This window comes from Rhodococcus sp. IEGM 1302, assembly GCF_030056935.1.
Classification (GTDB): domain Bacteria; phylum Actinomycetota; class Actinomycetes; order Mycobacteriales; family Mycobacteriaceae; genus Rhodococcus_F; species Rhodococcus_F qingshengii.
Genome location: NZ_JASHKY010000022.1, coordinates 1 through 24,697, shown reverse-complemented (window position 1 = coordinate 24,697; position 24,697 = coordinate 1). Strand labels below are relative to the sequence as shown.

The 24,697-nt window shown below is 63.0% G+C and carries 13 protein-coding genes; 5 read left to right on the top strand and 8 right to left on the bottom strand.

Annotated elements, in window-relative coordinates; translation table 11 throughout:
• The 5 genes from cyp51 to QM609_RS22975 all read right to left on the bottom strand — a co-directional run bounded on the left by cyp51 (position 1) and on the right by QM609_RS22975 (position 4,960).
• Positions 1 to 1,395, bottom strand: coding sequence for a lanosterol 14-alpha demethylase (cyp51, locus tag QM609_RS22995; protein WP_007728646.1), 1,395 nt, complete (start codon positions 1,393 to 1,395; stop codon positions 1 to 3).
• On the bottom strand, positions 1,392 to 2,198 hold the full coding sequence (locus QM609_RS22990) for an SDR family oxidoreductase (RefSeq protein ID WP_003944110.1): 807 nt from the start codon (positions 2,196 to 2,198) through the stop codon (positions 1,392 to 1,394). Before QM609_RS22990 ends, cyp51 begins: the two co-directional genes overlap by 4 nt.
• A complete protein-coding gene (locus QM609_RS22985; protein WP_003944019.1) occupies positions 2,198 to 3,403 on the bottom strand; it encodes a cytochrome P450 in 1,206 nt (401 codons plus the stop codon). The genes QM609_RS22990 and QM609_RS22985 overlap by 1 nt, the downstream gene beginning before the upstream one ends.
• The gene (locus tag QM609_RS22980; protein ID WP_024487471.1) at positions 3,400 to 3,966 is read right to left on the bottom strand and encodes a TetR/AcrR family transcriptional regulator; all 567 of its coding nucleotides are present in this window, start codon (positions 3,964 to 3,966) and stop codon (positions 3,400 to 3,402) included. The genes QM609_RS22985 and QM609_RS22980 overlap by 4 nt, the downstream gene beginning before the upstream one ends.
• A gap of 136 nt (positions 3,967 to 4,102) precedes the next feature.
• Positions 4,103 to 4,960 carry a mycofactocin-coupled SDR family oxidoreductase gene (locus QM609_RS22975; RefSeq protein ID WP_047272231.1) on the bottom strand — a complete coding sequence of 286 codons (858 nt, stop codon included), beginning with the start codon at positions 4,958 to 4,960 and terminating at the stop codon, positions 4,103 to 4,105.
• Positions 4,961 to 5,177: 217 nt separating this feature from the next.
• On the opposite strand from QM609_RS22975, the gene QM609_RS22970 reads away from it, so the two are divergent.
• From QM609_RS22970 to QM609_RS22950, 5 genes are all read left to right on the top strand, one after another.
• Entirely contained in the window at positions 5,178 to 6,644 is a 1,467-nt protein-coding gene (locus tag QM609_RS22970; RefSeq protein ID WP_030536772.1) for an aldehyde dehydrogenase, read from the top strand.
• Between the two features lie 60 nt (positions 6,645 to 6,704).
• Positions 6,705 to 7,454, top strand: a complete 750-nt coding sequence (locus QM609_RS22965; protein ID WP_030536773.1) for an SDR family oxidoreductase — start codon at positions 6,705 to 6,707, stop codon at positions 7,452 to 7,454.
• Positions 7,451 to 8,386 carry an NAD(P)-dependent oxidoreductase gene (locus QM609_RS22960; RefSeq protein ID WP_076949008.1) on the top strand — a complete coding sequence of 312 codons (936 nt, stop codon included), beginning with the start codon at positions 7,451 to 7,453 and terminating at the stop codon, positions 8,384 to 8,386. The genes QM609_RS22965 and QM609_RS22960 overlap by 4 nt, the downstream gene beginning before the upstream one ends.
• Positions 8,383 to 8,844, top strand: coding sequence for a carboxymuconolactone decarboxylase family protein (locus tag QM609_RS22955; protein ID WP_003944075.1), 462 nt, complete (start codon positions 8,383 to 8,385; stop codon positions 8,842 to 8,844). The genes QM609_RS22960 and QM609_RS22955 overlap by 4 nt, the downstream gene beginning before the upstream one ends.
• An 87-nt stretch (positions 8,845 to 8,931) precedes the next feature.
• Positions 8,932 to 10,398, top strand: coding sequence for an FAD-dependent oxidoreductase (locus QM609_RS22950; RefSeq protein WP_050656861.1), 1,467 nt, complete (start codon positions 8,932 to 8,934; stop codon positions 10,396 to 10,398).
• Positions 10,399 to 10,408: 10 nt separating this feature from the next.
• On the opposite strand, the gene QM609_RS22945 is transcribed toward QM609_RS22950, so the two are convergent.
• The 3 genes from QM609_RS22945 to QM609_RS22935 form a co-directional block, all read right to left on the bottom strand.
• Positions 10,409 to 11,230, bottom strand: a complete 822-nt coding sequence (locus QM609_RS22945) for a helix-turn-helix domain-containing GNAT family N-acetyltransferase (RefSeq protein ID WP_003944042.1) — start codon at positions 11,228 to 11,230, stop codon at positions 10,409 to 10,411.
• 102 nt (positions 11,231 to 11,332) lie between these two features.
• Positions 11,333 to 12,355 carry an alpha/beta hydrolase gene (locus tag QM609_RS22940; RefSeq protein WP_003944025.1) on the bottom strand — a complete coding sequence of 341 codons (1,023 nt, stop codon included), beginning with the start codon at positions 12,353 to 12,355 and terminating at the stop codon, positions 11,333 to 11,335.
• 86 nt (positions 12,356 to 12,441) lie between these two features.
• Positions 12,442 to 24,697: non-ribosomal peptide synthetase (locus QM609_RS22935; RefSeq protein WP_283337471.1), on the bottom strand; the 12,256-nt coding region annotated here is incomplete at its 5' end.

Below are 24,697 nucleotides of genomic sequence, written 5' to 3'. Positions count from 1 at the left end.
TCACCCCTCACGCCCGGGACGTGTTCGGCGCCGGTACCTCACCGCGCACGGCTGCTGCAACTGGACGACCATCTTGCTGTGGTCGTTTCGGTAGGATTCCGACGGCTGCGCCATCTCGAACTCGAAGTCCCGCAGCAGGATCGAGAAGATCGCTTTGAGCTGCATCTGGGCGAACGCAGCGCCGACGCAGCGATGCCGGCCGGCTCCGAACGGAATCCACGTCCAGCGGTTGACGATGTCCTCTTGATTCGGGTCGATGTACCTCCCGGGATCGAAGGTGTCCGGCCGGGGAAAGTCCTCGGCGATTCGATTGGAGATCGCGGGTGTCGCGGCGACAAGATGGCCCTCTCGGATCTCGAAGCCGCCCACTTCGAAATCTCCACGTGCCACCCGCAACAGGATGATCAACGGCGGATGCAGTCGAAGGGTTTCCTTGACCACAGCCTCGAGAACCGGAATCTGGCGCAGGGCATGAAAACTGATGTCGGCGCCGTCGGAGTACAGATTGTCGAGTTCGTCGACGACGTCCGTCATGGTGTCGGGATGCCGCAACATCTCGATCAGCGACCACGCTGCCGTGCCGGAAGTCGTATGGTGGCCGGCGAACATCATCGAGATGAAGATTCCGGTGATCTCGTCGGCACTGAACCGGAGGTCGCCGTTCTCGTCCTTGACCGAGACCAACACGTCCAACATGTCGCGGTCATCCTTGCCCTGCGGAGGATTCGCGATGCGCCCGTTCATGATGTCCTGTACCAGAGCGACCAACGCCAACCGGGCCTCGTCGCGGCGGCGGAAACTCTCGATCGGCGCGTACGGATCCACGAAAGCCAATGCATCCGTTCCCTGTTCGAGCTCGTGATACAGCTTGGCGAAGCTATCATCCAGTTCGTCGCGGAACTTCTTGCCGATCAGGCACGCCGACGAGGTATAGATGGTCAGCTCGGCGAAGAAGTCGAGCAGATCGATCTCGCCTTCGTCTCCCCACTGCGCGACCATCGCCTCGACTTCGCGGCCGATCGTGGCGGCGTGCCCGCGCATCTGTTCGCCGCGCAGAGCCGAGTTGTGCAGCATCTCTTTACGCCGCTCCGGGCTGGCGTCGAAGACGACGCCTTCACCGAATATCGGCTTCATGAAGGGGTAAGCCGCTTGTTGGTCGAGATCCTCGTCGGTGGAGCGGAAGAAGAACTCGTTTGCCTCGGCTCCGGACAGCAAGATCACTGTGCGGTCGGCAAGTTGAAAGGCGCCGACGTCACCACATTCCTCACGCACCCGGCGCATGAGCGCTATCGGGTCGGTTCGCAGTTCCTCGAGATGCCCGTGCGGGAGATCCCCGCCGGACACCCGCGGCGGCTCTGGCAGTGTTCGCGACGTCTCTTGCACTCCGTGCGTCATGTCGTCTCCTGTGAGTTCGCAGTGGGAAGTTTGTCCAGTGGCGCCTCGGGCTGAACTTCGACGAGCACGATGTGTGCTCCTCGCGGCGCCGACACAACGGCGACGATGGCATTGGCGATGTCCGAGGCGCGCAGAAAGTAACCATGGCGGGCGAACCCCCACTTGCTCCACGATTCCCCGACCGGTCCGATGATCTCCGGCGTCGTGTCCATCCCCATGCCGGTCAGTGTCGGCCCGGGTCGCACGATCGACGCGCGAATGCCTGTTCCCTCGAGCTCCATTCGCATCTGACGCCCCATTGCCTCGAGCCCGGCCTTCGCCGCGTCGTACGCACCCATGAGTGGACGCTGGCGCTCGGCACAATCCGAGCCGATCAGTACGAAGTCACCGCGCTGTCGTTGCCTCATACCGGGGAGAACACGATGCGCCAATCGCTGCGCACCGACGAGGTGAACTTGGATCTGCCGTAGAAACGCCTCAGGATTCATCTCGTCCGCAGCCCCGAATTCGAGGTCTCCGGCACCGGAGACGACGATTTCCGCGGGGCCGTGGACTGCCTCTGCGGCCGAGACGAACCCGTCGACCGAATCACCGTCCGTGACGTCGAGGAAGTGGGCGAACGCTTCACCACCGTTGCTGCGGATCTTCTCGGCGATGGCTTCGCATTCGGCGACTCGACGCGCACCGAGTGCAACCGGATGCCCGAGTTCGGCCAGGGCATACGCGGTGGCTGTGCCGATTCCCGACGACGCACCACTGATCAGTGCCGGCCGGCGAACAGGATTGGGTTCGAAACGAGGCATCAGCGCACCTGCACTTTCACCGGCAGGGCCGCAAAGCCCCGGACATTTGTCGAATGAACACGCTCGATTCCGGACTCGACGACTTCGTAGTCGCTGACCCGACGCCCGAACTCCGCCAGGGCGATCTTGGCTTCGAGCTTGGCAAGGTGGGCACCGAGGCAGAAGTGCACGCCACCACCGAAACTCGCGAGTTTGCCCGACGAACTCCGGCCGATCTGGAAGCTGTCGGCATCGTCGAAGACGTCGGCGTCTCGGTTGGCCGATCCGATCAGGAGCAGGACCTTCTCCCCCGCCGGAATCGTGCGCCCGTGGTATTCGAGGTCGACAACCGAAGTCCGAGCCACGATCTGACTCGACGTGTCGTAGCGAAGAGTCTCTTCCACCCATTCCGAGGCTCGTTCGGGATCGTCGAGGACCGGTGCGATCTGCTCCCGGTGGTGCGAACCCCAGTACAGAGCGTTTCCGAGAAGCTTGGTCGTGGTCTCGTTTCCGGCCACGACCATCAGAAACATGAATCCGAGGATCTCCTGGTCCGAAAGCTTGTCTCCGTCGATCTCGGCGTCGAGCAAGGCCGAGGTCAGATCGTCCGTCCGCGATCGGCGACGCTGCGCGATCATCTCCTTGTAGTAGCCCATCAAACTGATCGAAGCCTCCACCGCAGGTTGCGGCACGTCGAGAACACCCGCCTCTCGATGCACCACCAGATCCGCCTTGCGCCGCAGTTCGGCTCGGTCGGGTTCGGGGACACCCATGAGTTCGGAGATGACGTCCATCGGCAGCTTTCCCGCCACCTCCGTAATCCAGTCGAACTCCCCCGCGCCCAGCGCGGGTATCAGATGTTGCTTCGTCAGTTCGAGTATCCGGCCGTCGAGCTCCGCAACACGCCGCGGTGTGAATCCGCGAGAAACCAACTGGCGCAACCGCATATGGCGGGGATCATCCATAGCGAGAAACGACATCACATAATGCGCGTGTGGACCGTAGGCTGCGGGGTCGAGTGATACTCCGTTTGCGCTCGACAGACGCTTGTTGTCCTTGAATCCGTCGACCACGTCCGCATATCGCGACAATGCCCAAAATCCCACGTCCGGATTGTGATACAGGGGTGATTCTTCGCGCAGACGCTTGTACGTCGGATACGGATCGTCGTGAAAGTGGTAGTCGTACGGATTGAAGACCACCGGATCGATCAAAGCTTCTGTCATGATTTCTCCAGGATCAGTAGAGCTGAGGCCTCGAGGCGTCCAGCGATTTGCGCGTAGGTTCCGTAGCCGATCCCTGCCCGCAGAAGCGCCCCGGCATAAAGCATTTCGAGCGCTTCCAACACTTCGGGTTCGCCATTCGGATCCAACGCCGAGGCGAGTCGTTGATGGATCTCGAGCCCGATCCGGCCGCGAAGATGTTCCACTTCAGGGTCGGATCCGAGCAGTGCATTGGTCACGGCGGCCGATACCTCCGGTTCGTCCGCGAGAAGCAGCGCGATATTTCGAAGTACAGACAGCACGTGCGCGGTGCGATCCAACCCTGAGCCATCAGGCGCCGACGAGTTCTGAAGTCTTCGCCAGAAAACCTCTGCGACGAGATGCTCCTTGGACGCGAAATACGTGTAGGCGGTCGCAGTTCCTACACCCGCTTCGGCCGCAACCGAACGGACAGTCAGCCCGGAAAACTCTTGTTTGCGTAGAACTTTCACTGTTGCTTCGGCAAGCCTGGCCACAGTTTCCGCCTGTTTGCCCGTGAGGCGCCTGCGAGTGGATTCGTAGACAATCGATCCCCCGCCACTTGAATCGCCCCGTTTGCTGGACACGTGTCTGGACGTTACTACAGCGTCCTGTCCAGGGCAACGAAATGGGGAAACTTGGAAAATTCACCACGAACAGGCAGCAGCGACGCGAAAAGTTCTACTACAGACCGATCTTCATCCCGGCACCAGCGTCCACGCGCAGTTGCTGGCCGGTGACGAATCGCGACTCGTCCGAGGACAGGTACACGACTGCATGCGAGATGTCCGCGGGTTCGACCCACGGGATCGGCATCGCCTGCATGAACGGGAACGTCACAGCCGCATCCTCGGCGGTCGGATTCTCGAGGTCGGGACGGAACGTCCGGTACATCGGCATGCTCTGCAACATGTCGGTGTTCACATTGGTCGGATGAATCGCGTTGACGCGAATGGAACTCGGCCCGAGGGTCAGCGCCAACGAACTGGTGTAGGCCTGAATCAGCTTCTTGGCCAGGCCGTATCCGTCGCCACCCGGACCCTGGAGCGCCTGTTGCCCGTTGAATCCGGTCTGCGGCACCAGACCGGCAACAGAGCCGATCGCGATGATCGAACCCCCTTCGCCGAGGTATTCCATCGACGCGTGCACTGTATTGACGACACCGAGAAAGTTCACATCGAAGGCGTCGACGAAACCGGCGGTCGACACGTGTTTGCCCAGCGGACAGATACCGGCGTTCGCCACGACGACATGCAATCCGCCCAACTGCCCTACCGCCTCGGCAAGTGCTGTTTCGAGTCCGGCGCGATCACGGACGTCGACACGCGCCGTCACCACCTGCTGCCCGGCCTCTTTTACCAGGCGAGCGGTTTCCTCCAGATCGGCTGGACTGGCGAGCGGGTATTCGTTGCTGGCGATGTCTGCGCACAGATCGAAGGCGATGATGTGCGCGCCCTCCTGCGCGAGACGGACGGCGTGACTGCGCCCCTGACCTCGAGCAGCGCCGGTCACCAACACCACTTTTCCGTCAACTCTGTTCATTTCGACCTCTCTCCTGTGGATGTGAAGACGTGGTTGTGAATGTGCGGTGAACCGTAGCGGCGCCGCACCGGACACGAGGCGCTTTTCGTCGAAGCAGATCCGAGACCCTCTCGAGACTGCTGGGCTCTCGAAATCTCTTATGCCCCAAAAACCATTGCCTCAACCACAAGTGTGAACTAGAGTCCAGACACATGTCCAGAAAGAGAGGGTTTGCGCTATGACGCTTCGACCCGCAGACAGTTCTGCACTTCTCGTCGACGGAAAACTGGTTCCCGGATCCGGCGGGACCTTCGAAGTTTTCAACCCGGCGACCGAGGAACTGATCGGCCGTGCGGCCGAAGGCACCGCCGCGGACATGGACGCGGCCATCGCCGCTGCGCGCCGTGCGTTCGACGACACCGAATGGGCACGCGATCACGGGTTTCGCGCTCGCTGCCTGCGCCAACTGTGCGATGCACTCCAGTCCCACATCGAGGAGTTGCGTGAGATCACCGTCGCCGAGGTCGGCGCACCGGTCATGCTGACGAGCGGTCCGCAACTCGAAGGCCCGATCGAAGATCTTCGCTACTGGGCCGATCTGATCGAAACCTATTCGTGGGAACAAGATCTCGGGCACGCGTCACCCATGGGGATTCCGACCCATCGCCGACTGCTCAAGGAAGCCGTCGGCGTCGTCGGCGCAATCACACCGTGGAACTTTCCGCACCAGATCAATTTCGCCAAGCTCGGTCCCGCCCTCGCAGCCGGCAACACCATCGTTCTCAAACCCGCGCCGGACACGCCCTGGTGCGCCGCGCTGGTCGCCAAGGTGATTGCAGAAGAAACCGAGATCCCGGCCGGCGTAGTCAACGTCGTGACGTCGACGGATCACTCCCTAGGCGCGCAGCTGTGCAGCGATCCGCGCGTCGATCTCGTGTCCTTCACCGGTTCCACCGCCACCGGACGCACAGTGATGGCCACGGCCGCGCAAACTCTCAAGAAGGTCTTCCTCGAACTCGGGGGTAAGTCCGCATTCATCGTCCTCGACGATGCGGACATCAAGGGTGCATGCTCGGTTGCCGCGTTCTCCGTCTGCGTTCATGCCGGTCAGGGATGCGCGCTCAGTACCAGACTTCTGGTGCCGCGCTCTCGGTACGACGATGCTCTGGCCGCGGCATCTGCCGCGATGGCGGGTATCCGAGCCGGCGACCCCAGCGCGCGCGGAACGGTGTGTGGCCCGGTCATCTCGGCGCGCCAGCGCGCCAGGGTGGAGAGCTACCTCGCCCTCGCGGTCGAAGAGGGCGGCACGATCGTGACGGGTGGGGGCCGTCCCGACGATCGCGAGAGGGGTTTCTTCGTCGAACCCACTCTCATTGCCGGGCTGGACAACTCGTCTCGCGTAGCGCAGGAGGAGATTTTCGGGCCCGTCCTCGTGATCCTTCCGTACGACAACGACGACGACGCTATCCGGATTGCCAACGATTCCCCATACGGCCTGTCCGGGTCGGTGTGGGGCACCGATCCCGATCGCGTCGCGCACGTCGTTGCCGGTGTCAGAACCGGAACGCTGAGCGTCAACGGCGGCGTCTGGTATTCGGCCGACGCACCGTTCGGCGGCTACAAACAATCCGGGATCGGCCGCGAAATGGGCCTCGCGGGTTTCGAGGAATACCTCGAAACCAAGCTCGTCGCTTCACCTTCCTGACATTCCACACCCTCACCCCACACCCTCACCACAGAATGATCACCACGAAAGTAGGTCGACATGGGACGTTTCGACGGTCGCACCGCGATAGTCACCGGAGCAGCGCAGGGTATCGGAGAGGCGTATGCCCGCGCTCTGGCCGCGGAGGGGGCCAACGTGGTCGTGGCGGACCTCAATCGCGAACTCGGTGAAGCAGTCGCCAAGCAGATCAACGCGGACGGCGGAAATGCCGTGTTCAAGGACGTCGACGTCGCCGACGGGGAGTCGACTGCGGCACTCGCCGACTTCACGATCGAGCAGTTCGGCAGCATCGAGCACCTGGTGAACAACGCTGCCATCTACGGCGGAATGAAGATCGATTCCCTGTTGACGGTGGACTGGGACTACTACCGAAAGTTCATGAGCGTCAACATGGACGGCGCATTGCACGTGTGCCGGGCGGTAGTACCTCACATGCGAGCGAAGGGCGGTTCGATCGTCAACCAGTCCTCCACAGCAGCCTGGCTGTACTCGAATTACTACGGACTCGCGAAGGCCGGCGTCAACAGCCTGACACAACAACTCGCGACCGAACTCGGCTGGTCGAACATCCGGATCAACGCCATCGCTCCCGGCCCTATCGACACGGAGGCGACTCGAACCGTCACCCCCGGCAACATCGTCAAGGACATGGTGAAACGAATCCCGTTGCAGCGCATGGGAACACCGGACGATCTCGTCGGCATGTGCCTGTTCCTCCTCTCCGACGACGCAGGCTGGGTGACCGGGCAGATCTTCAACGTCGACGGAGGCCAGGTGTACCGGTCATGACGCAATCGGCGCCGAAAGCCAGCGCTTCGAAAACCAGACTGGGATACATCGGCCTAGGCAACATGGGCGCGCCGATGGCGCAGCGCCTCCTGGACTGGCCGGGCGGACTGGTGGTGTGTGATGCCCGCGCAGAAGCGCTCGAACCGTTCACCGCTGCGGGCGCGAGCGCAGCATCGACGCCCGCCGACGTTGCAGCGCAGGCGAGCATCATCTCCGTCACGGTGCTCGACGACGCGCAGGTACGCGAGGTTGTGTGCGGGCCGCACGGGATTCTGTCGACCGCACAGCCAGGCACTGTCGTCGCGATTCACTCCACTATCTCGGACACCACGGCGGTGGAACTCGCTGACATCTGTCAACAGCGTGGTGTTCTGCTGGTCGACGCGCCGATCAGTGGCGGTGCCGGCGGCGCAGCGCAGGGCAGGCTGGCAGTGATGATCGGCGGCTCCGACGAGGCGTTCGAAGCCGTCCGCGAGCCCTTCGGATCCTGGGCCGAGCTGGTGGTTCACGCCGGTGACGTCGGCGCGGGAACGCGAATGAAGCTCGCACGCAACCTTCTTCACTTCGTCTCGTTCACCGCCACGACCGAGGCCGCGCGACTCGCCGAAGCAGCAGGACTCGATCTCCGCACGCTCGGAAAGGTCGTCAGGCACACCGATGCGATCACCGGTGGCGCGGGCGCGATCATGCTCCGCGACACCACCGCACCGGTCTCGGAGGACGACCCGTGGTTCTCGATACTGCGGCATGTTCGCAATCTCGGGGAGAAGGACTTGGCCTTGGCCATCGACCTCGGTGATCGGCTGAATCTCGACCTGCCGCTCGCGCACCTTGCGCTCGCCGGACTCGGTGCCGGTCTGGGCGTCGGGAATGACAGCGAAGACAGGCCGGCCGAACCTTCAACGGCATCTACTATTCGGGAGCACGCATGACCGACACCACTCACATGACCGATGCCGGTGGAACCGACGAAAGCCGCATCTCCGAGGCCCGTGCTCGTGGCGTCGCGAAGATGAACGAGGTGTACGGCTGGGAGCTTCCCGCCGACGTTCCCGGCGACTTCTTCGCGGTCACCGCCGACCACCTCTTTGCCGACATCTGGACGCGACCGGGACTGTCGGTACGTGATCGACGACTACTCCTGATCGGTGCCATCACCGCCCAGGGGCAGAACGATGTGGCGAAGATCCAGATCAACGCTGCTCTCCACAACGAGGAGTTGACCGAGCAGCAGTTCGAAGAGGCCGCAATCTTCCTGTGCCACTACGTCGGCTGGCCGCTGGCCACCGGGCTCAACAATGCGCTGATCGCCGTGAAGGCCGACAGACGTAAGGCCGCGCGCGCCAAGGAGAAGGCCGCGGCCGATTCCGCGAAAACGGACACCGACTGACTTTCGGTCGAGATACTGCCATCAGGGCATCGATCACACCCACCGATTCCCCCACCAACCAACCAGAAGAACGAAGGATCCGAATCCATGGCCGAGGCCAGCTCAATCCGTCCGCAGTCCTCCGCAAACATCGAGCAGTGGCACTTCGAGGCTGACGTCGTCGTCGCCGGCTACGGCATTGCCGGAGTGAGTGCTTCGATCGAGGCCGCGCGAGCGGGCGCCGACGTGTTGGTGCTCGAGCGCACGAGCGGCTGGGGCGGCGCTGCGGCGCTGGCAGGCGGATTCATCTATCTGGGCGGCGGGACCCCGTTGCAGCAGGCACTCGGGTTCGAGGACTCCCCCGCCAACATGAAATCGTTCATGATGGCCGCACTCGGTCCCGGCGCCGACGAGGAGAAGATCACCGACTACTGCGAAGGCAGCGTCGAGCACTACAACTGGCTCGTCGACAACGGTGTGCCGTTCAAGGAGAGTTTCTACGGCCAACCCGGCTGGGAAACACCCTTCGACGACGGACTCATGTATTCCGGCGGCGAGAACTCGGCACCGTTCAACACGATCGCGACACCGGCCCCTCGCGGGCACGTTCCACAGATGAGCGGCAAGCGCACCGGGGAGAAGGGCGGTGGTTTCATGTTGATGAAGCCACTGATCGAGACGGCCGAAAGCCTCGGCGTACGAGCAGAATACGACATGCGAGTCCAGCGCCTGGTCGTCGACGGAGATCGAGTGGTCGGCATCATCGCCAAGCAGTACGGCAAGGAAGTGGCAGTTCGAGCACGCACGGGTGTCGTACTGGCGACGGGAAGCTTCGCCTACAACGAAGCGATGATTCAGTCGTACGCCCCACGGCTGATCGGGCGCCCCGGTGCGGCTATCGAAGAGCACGACGGAAAGTCCATCCAGATGGCGCAGGCTCTCGGGGCCGACCTCGCGCACATGGACGCCACCGAGGTCGCATTCTTCGGCGACCCCCAGTTGATGATCCGCGGCATTCTCGTCAACGGACGCGGCCAGCGCTACGTCAACGAGGACACGTATCCGGGAAGAATCGGCCAGGAGACGCTGCTGCGCAACGAGAATCAGGCCTACCTGATCATCGACGAAGCTTCCTACGAAGAGGGCTGCGCCGCCGACAGTTCCACACCGTTCTTCAGATTCCAGCCCAAGTGGGTGGCCGAGACCGTCGAGGAACTCGAATCCGACATGGGCCTGCCGGAAGGCACCCTTCAGTCGACGGTCGAGGTCTACAACCGGCACGCCGCCCGTGGTGAAGACCCGGTACTCGGTAAGAAGAAGGAGTGGGTCAAGCCGATCGGCTCACCCGTCGCTGCGCTCGATCTTCGCAATTTCACCGCCGGATTCACGCTCGGCGGCCTGCGCACGTCGATCAACTCGGAGGTCATCCACGTCTCCGGCGAACCGATCCCGGGTTTGTTTGCCGCTGGACGCTGCACCGCCGGCGTCTGCGCCGGTGGATACGCCTCCGGAACGTCCCTCGGTGACGGCAGCTTCTACGGGCGACGCGCCGGAGTCAGCGCTGCCAAGGGCTGAGCGTCTCTTCTCAGATGTCAGCGTCCTCGCTGCGACGTTCGAGGAACAACGTGTCACGCCACCGCCCACCCAGTTGAGCGATACGCGACCGAGTGCCGACGACTCGGAATCCGACGGCCTGGTGCAAGGCGACGCTTGCCCGGTTCTCCGGGAAAATCGACGACTGCACTGTCCAGATCTCACTGGCGTCGGCGGCTTGCACCTGTCGGCGAAGCAGCAGCTTGCCCACGCCGCGCCCGCGAGCGCCGCTACCGATGTAGATGGAGTTCTCGGCGACCCCGCGGTAGCAGTCTCGCGAGGACACCGGGCTGAGGCTCGCCCAGCCTTCGACGCGGCCGTCGATCTCGGCCACCCATCGATGATCGGGTAACCATTGCGCGTCGAGCTTCTCGGCGGATGGCACCGAGGTGGTGAACGTCGCGGTTCCGGTGTCGATTCCTTCGCGGTAGATCGAGCGGACGGCATCCCAGTCGCCGGATTCCATGCGGCGCACCACCACGTCATCGGGAAGAACTCCCAGTGTGTCTTCGACCGGACCACGAGCAGCCACGACGGCGGCCGCTGCCATCAGATCGGAGTATGCCGTTCCGGCAACACTGACAACCGAAGTGCCTTCACGCACCGAAGCCTCGACAAAACCGACCTCGATCAAGGCCTCGAGGTGGGCACTCAACGCCGACGGCTCGAGTGATGCGGCGTGTGCAATCGTGTCGACGTCGATCGGACCGCCGGCAGCAAGTCGGAGCACTCGCAGCCGCGTCGGATCACCCAGGCACGCAAACCTGCGCGCAAGTACGTCGGTGTCGAGGGGAGCGAGTGTTTCTGAACTCATGAGGCGACTATAACGCCGCTGACCTGCAGTTCGGTCGGCTAGGTTCGGCAAGAGTGTCCCGGAGTGAGAAACAACTCAGCCACCGACCCCAGGGTTCGCCGGCTAACGCGCACCGATCGACGCGGCAATCATCGACCACGAGTTGTGAAGATCGTCCTGCCAGTAACCCCAAGAGTGAGTGCCAGTTGCCCGGAAATCATAGGTGGCCGGGATGCCCAAGGAGTCGAGCCGCTCGGCCAAACGCTGGGTGCACTGGTTCGTCCCGGCCTCGATGACTCCACCCACGATCACCTGGTTCGCCAGAACGCCGAGGTCGCCGTTGACCATCGGTCCGCCCAGATTCTCGTGTGGGCCGGGCAGGCCCGATCCATTGCTGATGTAGAGGTCGACCCCCCGCAATCTCTCGGCATTGACCACAGGATCGTTGGCTACCCAGCCCGGACCGCCGGGAGGACCCCACATGTTGTCCACGTTGCCGCCGCGGAATCCGACCACGAATCTCACGTAGTCCTGACCGGGTTGAGTACTCGTCTCGGCACACCCGCTGAAAGCACCGACGGCACGGTAAACGGATGGCGCCGCCTCGGCCAGGCTCAGAACCGAGGTACCTGCCATCGACAATCCGGCAACGGCATTCGTACCCGTAGTCCCGAGCGTGGCATCGACGATCGGTGGCAACTCCTGGGTGAGAAAGGTGGTCCACTTGTTCAGTCCGAGAACAGGATCGGGCTTCTCCCAGTCGGTGTAGTAGCTGTAGGCACCGCCGATCGGGTTGACGACGTTGACGTTCTTGTCGCCGAAGAAGTCGACGACGTCTGTCCGTGTCTGCCACGTCGCCGTGTCCTCGCCTCCGCCGGCGCCATTGAGTAGATAGAGGGTCGGCCGGGGCGCACTTGTGTCTGCCGGCCGAATCACCTCGAGCGGAATCACCTTGTCCATCGCAGCCGAGTAGACGTACATAGTCAGCTGACGGGCGTTGATCTCCTCGACGTGATCGAGAGCTGAACCGCCTGAAGGGGATGTCGGGGCCGGGTCAGCCGAGGCCAACGCTGCTTCGCCGAACAGTCCCGTCCACGCGACGAGGGCGACGACAAGCATTGCCCGAGTACGTCCGATTCTTCTCATTGCCGCTCCTCGTGCTCGATTGCGGTGCCCGGCAACAGCTCGGTGGCGCTCGCTTCGCGGGCGTGCGGCTTGGTGGCTTGAAGTTGTCATGCCCGTTCGGGGTATCCGGAAAACATCGAGAGCACCCGGGCGAGCACCGGTCCGATGACCGCCATGGCCGGAGGTTCGATCATCTCGTTGTGTTCGCAGCGCACGGGCACCTCCACGATCCGGCCCGTCACGAGTGGGCTCCATTCCTGCGGCGACCTGTCGCGCGGAATCGTGTCGTCGTCTCCGGATGCCAGGAAGATCAGCAGATCTCCTTCGTAGACCTGGGGAACGAACTGGTGCGTGATTCTCTGCGAAGTCTCGTACCCTCGGGCAATCCGTTCGAGGTCCCGACCGTCGACTCCCGTCTCGGGCCCGAGCCTCCGGGCCAACACGGCCGCCGCCTCGTCGAAGGTCAGATCTCGGTCGGTCTCGATCTCGAGGCCGAGTCCTCGCAGTATGTCTCGGACGTCGAGTTCGGCTGACGCAGGGGCATCGCCGTTGTCGGGGTAGCTGTCCATCATCGCCAGTGTGGCGACGTCGCGGCCGGACGATTGCAGTTCGACGGCCATGGCGTGCGCGATGACTCCGCCAAGGGACCACCCGAGTAAGTCGTACGGCCCGTCCGGCGAAACGGCCTCCACCTCTTCGACGTAGCGATGGGCTAACTGTTCGATCGACTGATAGTCACCGTCGTCGCTGAGAGCGGGGAGCTGAAGTCCGTACACGGGTCTGTCCTCGGGCAGATACCGCACCAAGCCGGCATACCCCCAGGACAGGCCGATACCGGGGTGCACACAGAACAGCGGTCGCCCAGTCCCTTTCGTCCGCAGTGGAACAACCACGGCGAGAAGCTCTTCCATACCGGCGTCGGCTGTCGGCATGTCGAGGCGTCGAGCGATTCCAGCGGGTGTCGGGTCGAGGAACATCCACTGAAGCGGGATTCTCCGTCGGAAACGAGAGTGCAGTGCGCTGACGATTCGGGTGGCCACCAGGGAGGACCCGCCCAGGTCGAAGAAGCTGTCGGTAGTGCTCACCCGGTCGACACCCAGAACCTCGACGAACGAGTCGACCACGGCGCGCTCGGTGTCGGTGACCGGCTCGCGGAACTCGGCTGCAGCCGAACCGAATTCGGGTTCCGGTAAGGCCTTTCGGTCGAGCTTGCCCACCGGTGTCATCGGAATCCGCTCGAGAAGCACCACTGCCGACGGAACCATGTGCGAGGGTAGTCGGTCGGCTGCGTACGCCCGTATCTCGTCGGTGCCGGTGGCGTCAGCAGCTGACGCACGCACGTACGACACCAGGACCGTTTCACCCGACGGTCCCGTGTGGCCGACAGTCGCGGCGAAGTCCACCGACGGATGGCGTGAGAGAACTGCATCGATTTCCCCGAGTTCGATCCGAAAACCACGGACCTTGACCTGGAAGTCGCTGCGCCCGATGTATTCGAGCGTGTGATGCACTCCATCGCCGGAGCCGACGATTTTGGCACTGTCACCGCCGGATTCACGCCAACGCACGACATCTCCGGTGCGGTACATCCGGCGCCCCGGCGACCCGTACGAGCACGCGACAAATCGTTCCGACGTGAGCGACGCCCGATTATGGTACCCACGTGCCATACCTGGACCGATGATGTACAACTCCCCCGGCACGCCCACCGGGACGGGCTGCAAACGCTCGTCCAGCACCAGGAAGCCGAAGCCCACTGCCGGCGAGCCGATGTTCACTCCCGCACCGGGTTTCATCGAATCGCTGACGCTCGCCTGCACGGTGGTTTCAGTCGGGCCGTAGCCGTTGTGCAGCCTCCGACCCGGCGCCCATTGCGCGACGACCTCCGGCGGGCAGGCCTCGCCCACCAGATCGAGAACACGGAGCGCCTCGAAACCGTTGTCACCCAACGCCGCCAGCGCGGTCGGTGTAATGGTGGCATGAGTGACCTGCTCGCGCCGGAAAACATCGGCCAATTCGGCGCCACCGTACACAGCAGGCGGAACGATCACGACTTGCGCCGAGGCGCTGAATGCCATCGTCAACTCGAAGATGGAAGCGTCGAAACTCGGCGATGCCAACTGAGAGACATGAGAGTCGTGAGTGACCTCGAACCTCTCACGAGTTTCGGCCGTGAAGCTCGCCAAACCTCGATGAGTAATGTTCACTCCCTTGGGTTTCCCGGTAGATCCCGAGGTGTAGATCAGGTAGGCCGGATGATCGAGGTTCAGTTCACCGGTTCGATCGTCATCGGTGATCGGTTCCGGCGACAGCGCGGCTACCCGCCGGGCGAAGTGTGGGTCGTCGAGTTCCAGCCAGGGAACAACGTCGGGTAGGTGAGTTCGGCTGGTCTGAACAGTCAAACCGAGCGAGGCTCGGCAATCGGCGAGCATGTATTCGACGCGCTCGCGCGGATAGGCCGGATCGACAGGCACAAAAGCCGCTCCGGCTTTGGTCACCGACCAGATCGCCACCACCGATTCGATCGAGCGAGGCATTCCCAGTGCCACGAAGGTCTCCGGGCCCACACCGCGACCGCACAACTCCCGGGCAACACGATTCGACCACTCGTCCAGGTCGCGATAACTGAGCTGCCGGTTCTCGAGCGACAGGGCCACCGAGTCAGGATCGATCGCCACGGCGTCCGCCAACAACTCAGGCCACAATTTCGGAGGTACTTCGGGGAGCCCATGCGCCGGCGTCAACTCGCGACGTTCGAGATCGCCGAGTAGGTCGATGTCACCGATCGGTACCTGCGGATTCCGGGTCACGGCCTCGAGCACACGAACGAACATGTCGGCAAAACCGCCGACCGTACCGGGGTCGAAGAGATCAGTGGCAAAGTCGACGGCTCCGCTCATCCCTCCCGGTTCACCGCGATCGTCGTACTCCTCGGCCAGAAGGAATTCCAGGTCTACCTTCACTACCTCGAGTTCAGGGTCGATCCCACGGACTTCCAGTCCCGGTAGCTTCAGAATCGGTCGTTTGTTGTTCTGGAATTCCAGCGACACCGAGGAAATCGGTGCATAGGCGCTCGACCGTTTCGGCCCGACCGCGTCCACTACCCGCTCGAAGGGCACGTCGGAATGAGCGAACGCGGCGAGGTCGACTTCGCGGCAATGCTCAACCAACTCCCGGAACGATCGAGCCGGATCCACCTGTGTGCGCAGTGCGAGCGTGCCGACGAACATGCCGACCAGATCATCGAGGGCACGATCTCCCCGGCCGGCGATCGGCGTGCCGATCACGATGTCGTCGGTGCTGCCCAAACGTGCCAGCAAGAGCGCGAGCGCTGCATGCACAGTCATGAATGCAGTGGACTCGTGCTGCCGCGACACGTTCCGAATACGGCGGTGAAGATCACTGCTGATCGAGAAGTGAATCCGCGAGCCGTGAAAACTCTGTTGCGTCGGCCGGTCTCGATCGAGCGGAAGTTCCAAGAGGTCGGGAGCACCTGACAATGCACGTCGCCAGTAAGCCAACTGCTCGGCGATCACCGACCCGGGGTCGTCGACTGAGCCCAGAATCTCCCGTTGCCAGAGCGCGAAGTCGGCGTACTGGACTGGAAGCGGCGTCCACTGGGGATCCCCGCCGTACGCGTGGGCCTCGTATGCAATCATCACGTCTCGGGTCAACGGAGACATCGAGAAGCCGTCAGCCGAGATGTGGTGCACCACTACGGCAAGCACGTGTTCGCGCTCATCGATGGTGAACAACGCTGCCCGCAGGGGAATTCGTGCGGCGACGTCGAAACCGGCCGAGACCATCCGGGCAAGCTCGTCACGGAGATGATGTTCGTCGGTCACCGATGTCTCGGTCAGTTGCGGCAGCTCGGCGCTCTCGGTGGGCAGGATGTGCTGGACCGGTCCGTCACCGTGGACCGGGAACATCGTTCGCAGCGATTCGTGGCGGGCGATGACATCGGACATCGCTGATCTCAAGGCCGGTTTGTCGAGTTCACCGCTCAACCGCACCACGAGCGGAATGTTGTATGCAGGAGAACTGGTGTCGAGTTGATTGACGAACCACATCCGCTGCTGAGCAAACGACAAGGGGATGTTGTCGGGTCGGGGGCGCGGTCCCAGTCGCTCCGCCCCTTCGGCAACCGACTGGCCGATCACCGTAGCCAACTCGGCCACCGTCGGCGTCTCGAACAGATCCCGCACGCCTACGGTAGCTCCGAGCACCGCCCGTAGCCTCGCCGCGACCGAAGTGGCGCTCAGAGAATTTCCACCGAGCTCGAAGAAACTGATGTCGGTACCGACTCGTTCGAGGCCGAGCACCTCGCCGAACACGTCCGACACTGCCTGTTCGACCGGGCCGACCGGGGGACGGAAATCCCCTGTGGTCGTCTCGATTTCGGGTCTTGGCAACGCCGAACGGTCGACTTTTCCGACAGCGGTCAACGGAATGTTCTCCAGCACCGTGAGAACGGCAGGCACCATGTGCGAAGGCAAGCGCCGGGCCACGGCGCGACTCAGGATCCTGGTGTCCAGTCGACCCGCCGTGGGCACGACGTACGACACGAGTCGGGTGTCTCCAGTGGGGGCGGAATCGGCAACCGTAACGGCAAAACCGACGTTGGGCTCCGACATGAGCACACTGTCGATCTCACCGAGTTCGACACGGAAGCCTCGAACCTTGACCTGGAAGTCGCTTCGCCCGACGTACTCGACACACATGTCCGCCGTCCATCGCACGATGTCGCCGGTGCGGTACATCCGCGTTCCTGGGTCAGCCGGGTTGGCAACAAAGCGTTCTGCCGTCAACCCCGCCCTTCGGTGATATCCCCGTGCCACGCCTGGTCCGGCCAGGTACAGCTCGCCGGGGACCCCGACGGGAACCGCTTGAAGTCGAGTGTCGAGCACCAGTTCGCTGACGCCCCTGACGGGTCCACCGATGGTGATTGGTTCTCCGGCGGTCATCGGCGGGCTGACGTTGGACATGATCGTTGCTTCGGTCGGTCCGTACGCGTTGTACAGGCGGCGGCCAGGTGCCCAGCGAGCGACGAGGTCGGGCGGGCACGCCTCGCCCCCGAATACGACTTCCGAAAGTTGTTCCAGCCCAGCCGGGTCCACCGATGCCAATGCCGCTGTGGTGACGAACGCGTGCGTGACGGCGTGCTCTGCCAGAAGTTGCGCCAGGTCCTCGCCCCCGTAGATCCCGGGTGGAGCGACAACCATCGTCGCCCCGGCTCCGAAAGCCTGCAGATATTCGAAGAGCGACCCGTCGAAACTCGGAGTGGAGAAGTGCAGCGTGCGTGATTGTGGAGTTGCGCCGTAGCGTTCGAGCTGGTCTCGGGCGAAGTTGTCGAGCCCTCGCTGCGTGACCACGACGCCCTTGGGCACGCCGGTCGACCCCGAGGTGTAGACCACGTAGGCAGCTGAATCCAACCCGATCGGACGGAGTCGGTCGTTGTCGGTCAACGGGCTCCCCGAGAATCCCTCGCACTTCTTAGTGAAATGCGGATCGTCGATAATCAGCCACTCCGCGATATCGGGCAATCGATCTCGGCCCGCGGTGGTGGTCAATCCGAAGCTGACCTTCGAATCGATCAGCATGTGATTGATCCGCTCGTCCGGATAGTCGGGATCGATCGGCACGAACGCAGCGCCTGTCTTGGCGACGGCAAGTATCGACACCACGGACGCGAGAGAACGTGGGACACCGACCGCTACATAGTCCTCGGTTCCCAGGCCGTGCGAGACGAGCATGCGAGCAATGCGATTGGAAAGGATGTCCAGCTCGCCGTAGGTCATGCTGCCGTCCGCCGATTCCACGGCCGGTGCGTTCGGATCACGCTGGGCTGCCTCGTCGAAGATCTCCGGGAAGACGCGCGACGACCCGCCGGCCGTGCCACGGACTGGCACCAATTCAGCATGTTCGGAGGCTGCGAGCACCGACACCACAGCCAAGGGACGATCCGGCTGGGTACACGCTTCGAGTACGCGCCGCAGTCGTCCGGCGATCTCTTCGATGTCGGCGGCACCGAAAACCTCGGGTATGTACTCGAATTTCAGGCGGAGCCTGGTGTCGACCGATGCTACGAGGCTGAGCGGGTAGTGGGCAGCGTCCTTGGCTTCGACATCGGTGATCCGGACCCCCGCAATATCGGTATCGGACGAAAGCCCCTGACGGTCAACGGGATACGATTCGAAGACAGTCAACGTGTCGAATCCGATCTCCGGCCCCGCGCCTACGTGGATCTCGGAAAGCCCGAGACAGTGGTGATCCGACAGCTCTGCTTGCTCGGCCTGGATCCGCGCGAGGAGTGTGCCGATACTTTCACTCGGGCGCAGCGTGATTCGGACCGGAATTGTGTTGATGAACAGCCCGACCATGGTTTCGATCCCGGTCAGCTCGGGAGGTCGACCCGACACCGTCGCTCCGAACACCACATCGTCTCTCCCGGTCAGTGCAGCAAGGACGATCCCCCACGATGCCTGAACAATCGTGTTGATCGTCAGCCCGAGTTCACGCGCCATTCCGCGAAGTGAGGTTGTGAATTCCTCGTCCAGATCGAACACCCACTCGGCCGCCATGGTGGAGAGTCGACGCGATCGAACCGCTGGAGCCAACAGCGTCGGTCCTTCGACTCCGCTCAGCGTCCTCGCCCACACAGCTCGGGAAGCTTGCTGATCGCGGCGGCTCATCCAGGTCAGATAGTCGCGATACGCGCGCGCGTGAGGCAAGGCCGCCACTTGACCGTCGGCGGCATAGAGCGTCGCCAATTCCCGGATCAGCAGGGGCATGGACCAGCCGTCCAGAAGGATGTGATGATTGGTGAGCACGAGCGTGAACTTTTCGGGGGCGAGAGCGATCAGGGTGAATCGGATCAACGGCGCCCGTGCCATGTCGAACGGGCGCGCTCGGTCCTCGGCCAGCGCTCGATCAATTTCCTGATCTGGTGCACCCGTGAGGTCGATTTCCTGCCACGGCGCTGCCACGTTGCTTCGGACCACCTGGACGGCACGGCCGTCGGCGCTGTGAAGGAAGGCGGTACGCAGGTTCTCATGCCGGCCGAGCAGCGCGTCGGCGGCGCGGCGCAGGCGCTCCGAATCGACTGCGCCGGCTAGATCGAGAGCCACTTGTACGAGGTATGCGTCGACCGATCGTTCGGCCAATTCGGCGTGGAACAACAACCCCGCTTGCAGTGGAGAGAGTGGCCAGACATCGCTCAGGTCGGGACACCGACTTTCGAGGTCGTCGATCGCCTCCTGTCGAAGATCGACCAGATCGAAGTCCGAGGGTGTGAATCCGCCGCCGCCCGCCGCGAACTCTCCGAGCCCGGCCAGTGCGTCGAGCCACCACTGCCCCAGTTGCCGAACGTCGTCCGCACCCAGAATGTCCGGTGGGAACGTCCAGCCGGCAACGAGCTGCGGACCGTTCTCGGTATCGCTGTCGACCGTCATCACGTTGACCTCGAGGACGCTGGCGAGTGGGAGATCGACGGCCGCAACCGTCCGCAGGTCCTCGTCACGGATCGGTACCCATCCCGCTGAAGCGTCGGCGTCGGTTCCACCGACGCGTCCGAGGTAGTTGAAGCTGATCTGAGGCACCGGAAGTTGCGAAAGAGTGTGTGCCGTTTCGCGGTTCAGATAGCGCAGCAACCCGAAGCCGATGCCGCGGTCCGGCACCGCCCGGAGTTGTTCCTTGACAGTCTTGGCAGCGACGCCGGCAGCCGGGCCGCCGGCGAAGGCGTCACCCGGATCCACTCCGCTCAGATCGATCCGCACCGGGAAGATCGTCGTGAACCATCCCACCGTGCGAGCAAGATCTGCCCCGGGAACCACCTGTTCCTCGCGTCCGTGCCCCTCGAGACTGATCAATGTCTCCGGATTGTCGATGCCGCGGTCCATGCGCCAGCGGACCATCGCAAGTGCCAAAGCCGTCAACAATCCGTCCTCGACGCTCCCGTGAATCGCCTGCGGAACTGTCGTCGACACGGCCTCGGTCAATCCCGTGGGAACTCGTACTTCGATGTCAATGGTGGCCGAGGCGGTGTCCCTCTTCGTCAGGGCGTGCACACCCAGAGTCGGATCGGGACCCTCGAGCACCTCTCGCCAATAGTCGATCTCAGCCACCCGATCGGGCTCGCACGCGGCGTCGACGAGGCCATGTGCCCATCGACGCATCGAGGTTCCGACCGGAGCAAGTGACGGGTCGACGCCTGACTGCACCTGCGCACAGGCAAGTGCAAGATCGGGGATCAGGATTCGCCAGGAAACACCGTCCGTCACCAGATGGTGCGCTACCAGTAGCAACCGTTTCCGGCTCTGCCGGTCCTTTTGAATCTGCCCGTCGGTGTCGAGCAGGACTGCCTGCACCATCACACCTGCCTCCGGGTCGAGCCGCCCCAGAGCTGCGTCGAGTTCTGTCGAGACCGTCTCCGCGGCAGAACCCCCGAGGCTCCCGTGGCGTACGACGGTCTCCGCTCGCACCGTACCTACAGGCGCAACGTCCATCCGCCGAGCGGATTCAGGATGATGCGTCGCCCGGATGCCCGCGCGGAGGATGTCGTGGTGGTCCAGCACAGCCTGCATGGCCAGTGTCAGCGTGACCTCGTCGAGCGTGGCAGGAACCGAGAGCAGAACAGATTGGGAGTACCGGCGAAAATCTCCACCACGGTCAAGGATCCATTCGACGATCGGCGTCAATTCGATCTCACCGACGCCGCCGCCAGGTAATTCGTCGACGACGACACGGTTGCCAGCCGTTCCGGCCGTCTCGGACAGCGCCGCAACAGTTTTGCGTTCGAACACCTCGCGCGGTGTGATCAGAACTCCGGCAGACCTGGCGCGCGTCACCAACTGGATGGACATGATCGAGTCACCGCCGAGAGTGAAGAACGAATCGTCGACCCCCACCTCCTCGAGTCCCAGAACTTCGGCGAACAGACTCGCAAGGATGTTTTCCGTCGCGGACGCGGGGCCACGACTTACGGTTGCCTGTCGCCCGAAGTCAGGTTCAGGCAATGCATTCCGGTCGAGCTTTCCGTTCACCGTCAGCGGCAAACCCTCGAGAACCGTCACGACAGCGGGGACCATGTGGGGCGCCAACCTCTGTGAGACATACTCGAGCAACGCCGCCGGAGAGATAGTGGCACCGGACTCCGGCACCACGTAGCCCACCAACCGGTCTCTGCGGGCTACCACCGCCGACTGAGACACGCCCACTCCGGAGAGCAGTGCAGCCTCCACCTCGCCGAGTTCGATTCGGTACCCCTTCACCTGCACCTGCAGATCGTTTCGTCCGAGGTACTCCAGCTGCCCGCTGTCATTCCAGCGCCCCAGGTCACCGGACCGATACATACGCGCACCACTGACCGCGAGGTCGGGAATGAACCGCGCGGACGTCAGACCGAACCGGCCGAGGTATCCGCGTGAAACCTGATCACCGGAGACATACAGTTCACCCACCACACCGGGCGGCACCGGGTGCAACCGCTGATCCAACACATACACACGCAATCCGGGTAACGCCCGACCAATCACCGAGGCCGATCGTTGACGCACCAGCACACGATCGAGCGGTAAATGGCTGACGTGCACAGTGGTCTCCGTGATGCCGTACATGTTGACCAGATCTGGTGACGAAGTCCCGCGACGGGCGTACCAGCGCGTCAACTGTCCGAAGTCGAGCGCTTCTCCGCCGAAGATCACGTAGCGCAATGACAGGGCCGCACCCCCGGTAAGCCGGTCGGCTTCCGCCAATTGATAGAAGGCAGTGGGAGTTTGATTGAGCACCGTGACACGTTCGTGCCGTAGCAATTCGAGGAATGCCTCTGGTGAACGGGCCGTGAAGTAGTCGACCAGTACCAGTCGGCCACCGTGTGCGAGTGCGCCCCACATTTCCCAGACCGAGAAGTCGAATGCCTCCGAATGGAACATCGTCCACACATCGCCGCTGCCGAAGCCGAAGAGCGCTCTGGTGTTTGCCAGCAACGTCACTACGCTGCGGTGAGAAACCTGCACCCCCTTCGGGCGCCCGGTGGACCCCGAGGTATAGATCACGTAGGCCACCGATTCGGGTCGGAGCGGTAGCAGCCGATCTCGGTCGGTCACCGCAAGCGGAGAAAACCTGTGCAGCGCATCGAGAATTACCGGGTCGTCTACCGCAATCACTGGAATCTCGCTGTCTGCGATTGCGTCACTGTCTCGTATGTAGTCGCCGTCGGCCCGGGTGGTCAACACACACTTCGGCCGGGTGTCACGCAGCACGAAGTCCACCCGGTTTACCGGAGAAGTCGAGTCCACCGGTACGTATCCGCCACCCGCCTTCACCACCGCCAGCAATGCCACCATCAGGTCGATCGAGCGGGCCATCGCGACTGCCACCAAGGTTTCCGGCCCCACCCCCTGCGCCACCAACAGTCGAGCAAGGCGGTTTGCTCGCTCGTCGAGTTCGCGGTACGTAACCGACAATCCGCCGCAGCGCACCGCCACGGCATCACCGGACGTCAGCGCTGTGCGATCGAAGAGATCCGACAACGAATCCTCGTCTGTTCCGGCGCCAGAGGGCGTGGGCGCAACCAGCACCCCGCTGAGTTCGCCGGCCAGAATCATGTCGATATCACCGACGACCACCGACTGGTTCTCGGTCACGGCGCCGATCACTCTTTCGAAGCGCGCCGCGATGCGCGCCACCGACATTCGATCGAAAATATCTGTTGCATAACGGAAACCGGCGCTGATACCAGCGGGCTCACCGTGCTCGTCGACGTGCTCCATCACACTCAGTTGCAGATCGAATTTCGCAACCGCGAGATCGACGTCGAGCGAGCGAACCGTCAGTTCCGGCAAGTCGAAGCGCAGTCCCGTATCGGTCTGGAATTCGAGGAGTACCTGAAACAGAGGTGAATGCTCGGTGGAACGGTCGGGCGAGAGGTAATCCACCAACCTCTCGAAGGGGATGTCTGCATGGTCCAGAGCACCGAGATCCGTTGACCGCACCGCGGCTAACACCTCGGCAAAGGTTGCTCCGGATGAGACAGGTGTGCGAAGGACGAGCGTGTTGACGAACATCCCGACCACATCGTCGAACACCGATGCACCGCGACCTGCGACCGGAGTCCCGATCACTACGTCGTCCGCTGTAGTGAGCCGTGCCAGCAATACCGCCAGAGCCGCATGCATCACCATGAACAGAGACGAACCGTTCTGGTGTGCGAGTTCGTTCAAAGCTCGATGGATCTCGGGCGAGAAGTCCATCGAAACCACCGCGCCCTCGGCAGACCGTTTCGAGGTTCGTGGTCTATCGAGAGGGAGCGGCAAGACGTCCGGAATACCCGACAGCTTCGCTGTCCAATAATCGAATTCGGCCGAGGGCGAAGTTTCCGGACCAACGTCTGCGTCGACGATCTCACGCTGCCAGAGGGTGTAGTCGGCGTACTGAATCGGCAGCGGCACCCAGTCCGGGCTCCGACCTTGCGTGCGCGCGGTATATGCACTCATCAGGTCGCGTGCCAGTGGTGCCATCGAGAAGCCGTCTGCGGCGATGTGGTGAACAACGATCGCGAGTACATGCTGCTCCGGTCCGGTTCGGAGTAACCTCACGTGCAGCGGGAACTCTTCGGACACATCGAATCCGATGTCGAAGAACGCGCGCAAGTCCGTGAAAAGCCCCTCGCCGGGAATCGGCACGGGGTGGATTCGAGGAGCAGCGACCGCGGGTTCGGCGATCACCTGGTAGGGCCCGTCTGCGGACGCAGGAAAGATCGTTCGAAGGGATTCGTGCCGTTCCACCACATCACCCAGCGCGGCTTGGAGCGCACCCGAATCCAGGAACCCGTCCAGTTGTAGTGCGACGGGGATGTTGTAGAGCGGAGACGACGTGTCGAACTGGTTGACGAACCACATCCGCGATTGCGCGAACGACAGCGGAATACGTTCTGGCCGTGCCCTACTCGTGAGGGGCACACGAGTAGCTTCCTCGAGTCCAGGCTCGCCCGGCGCGGAGTCGATTGGATCTATCGAGGCCGCCAGGTCCGCGACCACGGGGGCGTCGAACAGTGCATTGACCCCCATATTGGTGTGCAATGCGGCGTTGATGCGGGCGATGACTCGAGTGGCGCTGAGGGAATCCCCGCCGAGTTCGAAGAAACTGTCGTCGGCACCCACCTGGTCGAGACCGAGAACGTCGGCAACAGCACGGGCGATTCCGATTTCGGCAGGAGTGGCGGGAGTCCGAAACGCAGCGCTCGCAAAATCAGTGTCCGGGAGGGCTTTACGGTCCAACTTCCCATGCACCGTCACCGGAAACTCCCCCAACACCACCACCGACGGCACCATGAACCCCGGAAGAGACCTCCGCACCCCCTCCAAC